At 65.5% G+C, this 5,778-nt stretch carries 2 protein-coding genes and 3 pseudogenes; 3 read left to right on the forward strand and 2 right to left on the reverse strand.

Annotated elements, in window-relative coordinates; translation table 11 throughout:
• Positions 1-199 precede the first annotated feature (199 nt).
• Positions 200-1,508 (forward strand): annotated as a pseudogene (locus GTW58_RS12585) (ISL3 family transposase).
• Here the strand turns inward: GTW58_RS12585 and GTW58_RS12590 are convergent.
• Positions 1,477-2,849: pseudogene (locus tag GTW58_RS12590) on the reverse strand (IS1380 family transposase). The pseudogenes GTW58_RS12585 and GTW58_RS12590 sit on opposite strands and share 32 nt — an antisense overlap.
• Before the next feature lie 172 nt (positions 2,850-3,021).
• Between GTW58_RS12590 and GTW58_RS12595 the strand changes: the two are divergent.
• Positions 3,022-4,164, forward strand: coding sequence for a calcium/sodium antiporter (locus tag GTW58_RS12595; protein WP_119933768.1), 1,143 nt, complete (start codon positions 3,022-3,024; stop codon positions 4,162-4,164).
• Positions 4,165-4,305: 141 nt separating this feature from the next.
• Positions 4,306-5,339: pseudogene (locus GTW58_RS12600) on the forward strand (IS30 family transposase).
• A gap of 134 nt (positions 5,340-5,473) precedes the next feature.
• Here the strand turns inward: GTW58_RS12600 and GTW58_RS12605 are convergent.
• Positions 5,474-5,778: integrase core domain-containing protein (locus GTW58_RS12605; protein WP_168023537.1), on the reverse strand; the 305-nt coding region annotated here is incomplete at its 5' end.

Raw genomic sequence — 5,778 nt, forward strand, 5'->3', positions numbered from 1 at the left:
GCACCCCGCGGGCACTCACCACCATCGGAAGCTAGCGACCAAGAGTGGAAACCTAACCGTAGGGCAGGTCATCCAATCTGGCTCTTCGCAGTTGAGGGGGTAGCTGCGTGTCGCGAGGGTGGGCACGTCGGTGCGCGGATAGACGTCGAGGTCTCCCGATGGTGGAAGTCCTCACGCTCGCCATCAGGACGACCTCGACGTGCCCAACGCCATCTTCGACAGTCCCGATCTGACGACCTTCGCGCGCCTGGACGAGCTCGGCCTCGTCGCTGTCGGTCAATGGCTAACGGCGGAACGGGCGGTGCTCGAATGCCGACTCGCGGAGGAGGATCCGTGGTGCCGCGCTTGCGGAGCAAGGTCGACCTCGCGCGGCACGATCACTCGGCCCCTCGCTCACCAGCCGTTCGGCCACCGGCCCACGACGCTGCTGGTGCGGATCCGGCAGTATCTGTGGTCACTGCGGGAACCGCTGGCGCGAGGACACCACCGCCGCAGCGACTGAGCGGGCGAAACTCTCCCGCGGTGGGATGCGGTAGGCACTGGAAGACCTGGTCATCGACCACCTCTCGATCGCACGGGTCGCCGCCGGGCTAGGGGTTGCCTGGCACACCGCCGACGGCGCCGTCCTCGCCGAGGGCCAGCGGCTGCTCATCGATGACCCCGCCCGCTTCGACGGAGTCCGCGTGATCGGGGTCGACGAGCACGTATGGCGCCACACCAGGCGCGGCGACAAGTACGTCACCGTGATCATCGACCTCACCCCAGCCAGGGACGGGACCGGGCCCGCACGGCTGCTGGACATGATCGAGGGCCGCTCCAAAGCGGCGTTCAAGGCCTGGCTGGAGGCCCACCCCGAGGCATGGAAGGACCGCATCGAGGTGGTGGCGATGGACGAGTTCACCGGATACAGGACCGCCGCCAGCGAAGCCCTACCGGGCGCGGTAGCGCTGATGGATCCCTTCCACGTCGTCCGCCTGGCCGGAGACACTCTGGACGACTGCCGACGACGCGTCCAGCAACAGCTCCACCAGCGCAGAGACCGCAAGGACGGCCCGCTCTACAAGGCGCGCCGCACCCTCCACACCGGGATGAGCCTGCTGACCGACCGCCAAAAAGAACACCTCAGCGTCCTCTTCGCCCACGAGAAGCACGCCGCGGTCGAAGCGACCTGGGAGATCTACCAGGCCATGGTCACCGCCTACCGAGAATTCGACCGCGCAAAGGCTAAGGCCAAGATGGAGAAGGTGATCGCGGCGCTGAGCAAGAAGGTCCCCGACACCCTCGAGGAACTGGGCAAGCTCGGCCGGACACTGACCAAACGCGCCGCCGACGTGCTGGCGTTCTTCGAGCGCCCCGGCACCAGCAACGGTCCGACGGAGGCGATCAACGGCCGGCTCGAACACCTGCGCGGCTCCGCCCTCGGCTTCCGCAACCTCACCAACTACATCGCCCGCAGCCTCCTCGAATCAGGCGGCTTCAGACCCTTGCTACACCCTCAAATGCGATGAGCCTCGAATGCAGGATCTTGTGCCGACAGCGGCGCACGATGGTCGCGGGGATCTCGAACAACCGTGCGCGAAACCGTTTGGGCTCCCAGCGACGTGCATCATGGCCGGCCAGCGCGATGGCCTGCATCCAGGCGACGATGACGCCGGCGAGCTGGACGATCTGGCACCAGACCTGGTTCTGCGCGAATCCCTGCAGCGGGAACTTCATCAGGCCCATGTCCTTGGCGTTGCGGATCCGGTCCTCGCAGCACGCGCGGCGGCGGTGACGCAGCTCCAGCACTGGAAGCTGGCCGCGTGGGGCGTTGGTCGCGAACGCAGTGATCCGCATCCCTTTGTGATCGGTGATCCGTAGCTGCACTCCGGGGTGGGGGCGTTCCTTCCTTACGATTACCCGCATTCCGGGGGCCACCCGGGCAGGTCCAGTAGTCCGGTCAGTTCCGCGACCCATGCCCCATCGCGGATCCCTTCGGTGTCGGTGTCGTAGGCAGGAGTCCACGCCTTCGCCTCATCAATACGTTCCAACAGGTCAGGAGTGTTCGCGGGGAGGGTGAACCCGACTGAGTAGGCCAGACGCTGCCGCTTCAGCCAGCCCGCGAAGTCCTTGGGGCCGCCGGCCCCGTCGGTGCGAATCAGGACCTTTTTCGATCCCCGCCCGCCCCGGCCCAGCAGGGCCGGTGGGAGCTGCGCAAGGGCCAGACGGGTGACGGCGATGTGATCGCTGGCGGTGTTCGAGCCCGCGTTGCCGGGGCGAAGGTGGATCGCGAGCGGTTCCCCGGTTCCTTCGCTGCCGTGGTCCAGGAACGCGTACAGAGGGTAGTAGCCGAAGCCGCGTTTGAACGTCGGGGCGGCTTGCTCCTTCTCACTGTGGACGTTGATCAGGGTGGCGTCGAGGTCGATGACCAGCGGGGTCTTCGCGCTCGGCCCCTCGGCCGGGGAATGCTCGCCGGCCAGGGTCCAGGCCTGCTCGCGCGCGGTCCTGCGAGCCCTGGCGATCGCGGTCATCACGGCGGGCGCGTCCTCAGCGAGGGTGGTGAGCGTGCGGGAGATCGTTGGGGCCGAGGCTACGTCACCGAACAGGCCCGGCTCGCACCGCAGCAGGTTGGTGTCACGGGCGACCTCCCCGCCCACCGCGAGAGTCATCGCGAGGTCCAGCAGGACCTTGGAGGCGTGATGCTCGGCCAGCGGTTTCGTCCATGAACCCAACGCTTCACGCAGCGAAGAGGCGAGGCCGGTGGCGTGGATCGTGTCGGTCAGCAGCACCGCGCCCGCATGCGAGGCCGTCGGGACCTCAGCGACGTCCACACGCGGGCGGGGGTAGAAGAACACGGTAGGGTGGGACACCTGAAAGGTGCTCCTTCCGGCCAGGGATTACGAGACTCGACACCCCGTATCATCCCAGGCCAGGAGCACCTTTCTCTATGACGCCCACCCGTCGAGACCACACCCCAGTGAAATCTCGAGGTCAGCGGGTGCTCGTGGCAGGGCCTGAACTGTGGTCCGTACACTCCTACTCATGGATGCGCTTGATATTGGACGGATCGTGGCCGGACTGGTGCTGCTGGTCTTGGGTGGGGAATTTTTGGTGCGTGGGGCGTCAGCACTGGCCGGACGTTTCGGAATTTCGTCATTGGTGATCGGTCTCACCGTAGTGTCAGCGGCGACGTCGGCACCCGAGTTCGCAGTGAGCGTCGGTGCTGTACTGCGCGATGAACCGGGGCTTGCCGTGGGCAATGCGGTTGGCAGCAACATCATTAATGTCCTGCTCATCCTGGGACTGTCCGCGCTGGTCGTTCCCCTCGCTGTAAAGCGGAGGCTGATCCGCTTTGACCTGCCCCTGATGGTCGTCTTGTCAGTTCTACTGCTCCTTGTGTCCCTGGATGGGAGGATCAGTGCGGTGGACGGGCTGATACTATTTTTCGGTGTGGTGGTCCACACCATAATGTCCGTGGTGATTAGTCGGCGGGACGCCAAGACCGCGGTGAATGCCCGGGAAGGGACAGGAGATTCGGCAACCGTCGATCCAGCCGGCGAGGAAGGGGCTGCGCTAGGCGCCTCGGTCAGCAGGTCGCTCTTCTTTGTGCTGCTGGGGGTCGCGTTGCTGGTCGCCGGTGCCACGCTGCTCGTGGAAGGAGCAGTGAACATAGCCACCACGTTGGGCGTAAGCAGCCTCGTGGTCGGACTGACCGTTGTGGCTGTCGGGACATCGCTGCCCGAGCTGGCGACGTCCATCATTGCCGTGCGTCGCGGTGAACGGGACCTAGCGGTGGGCAACGTGGTCGGCAGCAATATCATCAACATAGGGGTAGTGCTAGGACTAACCGCGCTCATCTCTCTTGAAGGCATTCCCGTATCCGGCGCCGCAGTGGCCTTCGATATCCCAGTAATGCTGGCGGCTGCAGTGGCACTACTGCCGATCGCGTTCACGGGCTTCGTGGTGGCGCGTTGGGAGGGCGGCTTGTTCGTGGTTTTGTACGCCGCCTACACCGGATACCTTGTGCTGGCTGCCACAGCGCACGATGCACTGGAGGGATTCACCGTAGCCATGGCGTGGTTCGTGCTGCCGTTAATCGCACTGACGCTCATTTCCTTTACAGCCTACGAAATCGGGCTCCGCAAGGGACGCCGAGACCTGGACCAGACCACGACTTCGACGTAGACCGTCGAGTGCATTCGGCTGCTGGCTTCATTCAGGTCGTCGGCTGAATGTAAATCGGCAAGAGATGACTGTCGGTTGGTGGTGTCATAGCGTCGTAGCAACACTCCCGGTCGGTGGGGGCTCGAGGCGAGGAGGCCTGGGATGGTGCGGCGGCGACTCACCTTCACGGAGCGGATGGAGATCTCGACGGGATCGAAGGCCGGGTGGGGAGTCCGGAAGATCGCGTCTCACCTGGGTAGATGCCCTTCGGTGGTCTCCAGAGAGCTTCGACCGAACTCGACGAAGACGCGCGGCTATCAAGCCGTGACCGCGGACGTGAAAGCGCAACGCCAGCGCTCTCGCCCACAGGTCCGGAAAGTGGCAAAGGACCCGGTACTCGAGGCCCGCGTCAACGCCGACCTCGCAGCGTCATGGACGCCGAACGAGATCGCGGGTCGCTTGCGTCTGGAGGCCGCAGACCCGACCGTTGAACGCATGGCGAACTCTCCCGACGCTCAGGGCCGCACCGTCAGCGGAGAAGCGATCTACCAGTACATCTACGCGATCCCCCGCGGAGAACTTGCCAAGCGTGGGATCTTCTTGCAGTCCAAACGGACCAAGCGCCGGCCCCGCACGCACGGCCGCTCCCGAGGCGGGCCGATCGTGGGGATGGTCCCGATCGCGGAGCGTGGCGAGGACGCGGCGAAGCGGCGGGTACCCGGGCACTGGGAGGGCGACCTGATCATCGGGAAGAACGGGTCCTCGTGCGCGGCGACGCTGGTGGAGTGGATGAGCGGGTTCACCGGCCCGCTCGCCCTGCCCTCGAAACACGCCGAGGGCACCGCGGACGCGGTGATCGAGTACTTCACCGAGCTGCCCCGGATGATGCAGACCTCGCTGGTATGGGACCAGGGCAGCGAGATGGCGCACCACGCAAAGGTCTCCCCGGCCACAGACATGCCGGTCTACTTCGCCGACCCCCACTCGCCGTGGCAGCGGCCATCGAACGAGAACACGAACCGGCTCTACCGCGAGTACCTCCCCAAGGGCACGGCGATCCCCGACCACCAGCCCTACCTCACCACCATCGCGGAGGAGATCAACAACCGGCCCGCCGTCCACTGGGCTTCCTGACACCGACAGAATCCTTCGCCCGACTACTGGCCGGCGAACCCCATGTTGCTTCCACGCTTTGACACCACCCTGGCTAGAGGCCCACCCCAAGCAACGGAAGGACCGCATCGAGGTGGTAGCGATGGACGGATTCTCCGGGTTCAATACCGCCGCCAGCGAGGCCCTACCGGGCGCGGTATGAATCGCCCCGGGTTTGTTAGAGGCTCGCAAGTGCCGCGTCGGCGGGTGCCGGTGCGGGGTTGTTGTGATGGTAGACGTCCTCGAGCTCGACGGGCGGAATCATGCCGATCTCGCCGTGCAGACGCCGGTGATTGAACCAGTCGATGTATTCCGCGGTCGCGATCTCGAGGTCGTCGATGTTCTTCCAGGGCCCGAGGTTCCGGACCAGTTCTGCCTTGAACAGCGAGTTGAAGGCCTCGGCCAGGGCGTTGTCATACGAGTCGCCGGTGGAGCCGACCGAGGCGACCGCGCCGGCCTCAGCAAGACGCTCGGTGTAGCGGA

This window comes from Kocuria subflava (genome assembly GCF_012163155.1).
GTDB classification, from domain to species: Bacteria; Actinomycetota; Actinomycetes; order Actinomycetales; family Micrococcaceae; genus Kocuria; species Kocuria subflava.

Excerpts from the sequence above, each read along its gene's own strand:
- GTW58_RS12595 (WP_119933768.1), top strand. The coding sequence starts at position 3,022 with ATGGATGCGCTTGATATTGGACGGATCGTGGCCGGACTGGTGCTGCTG.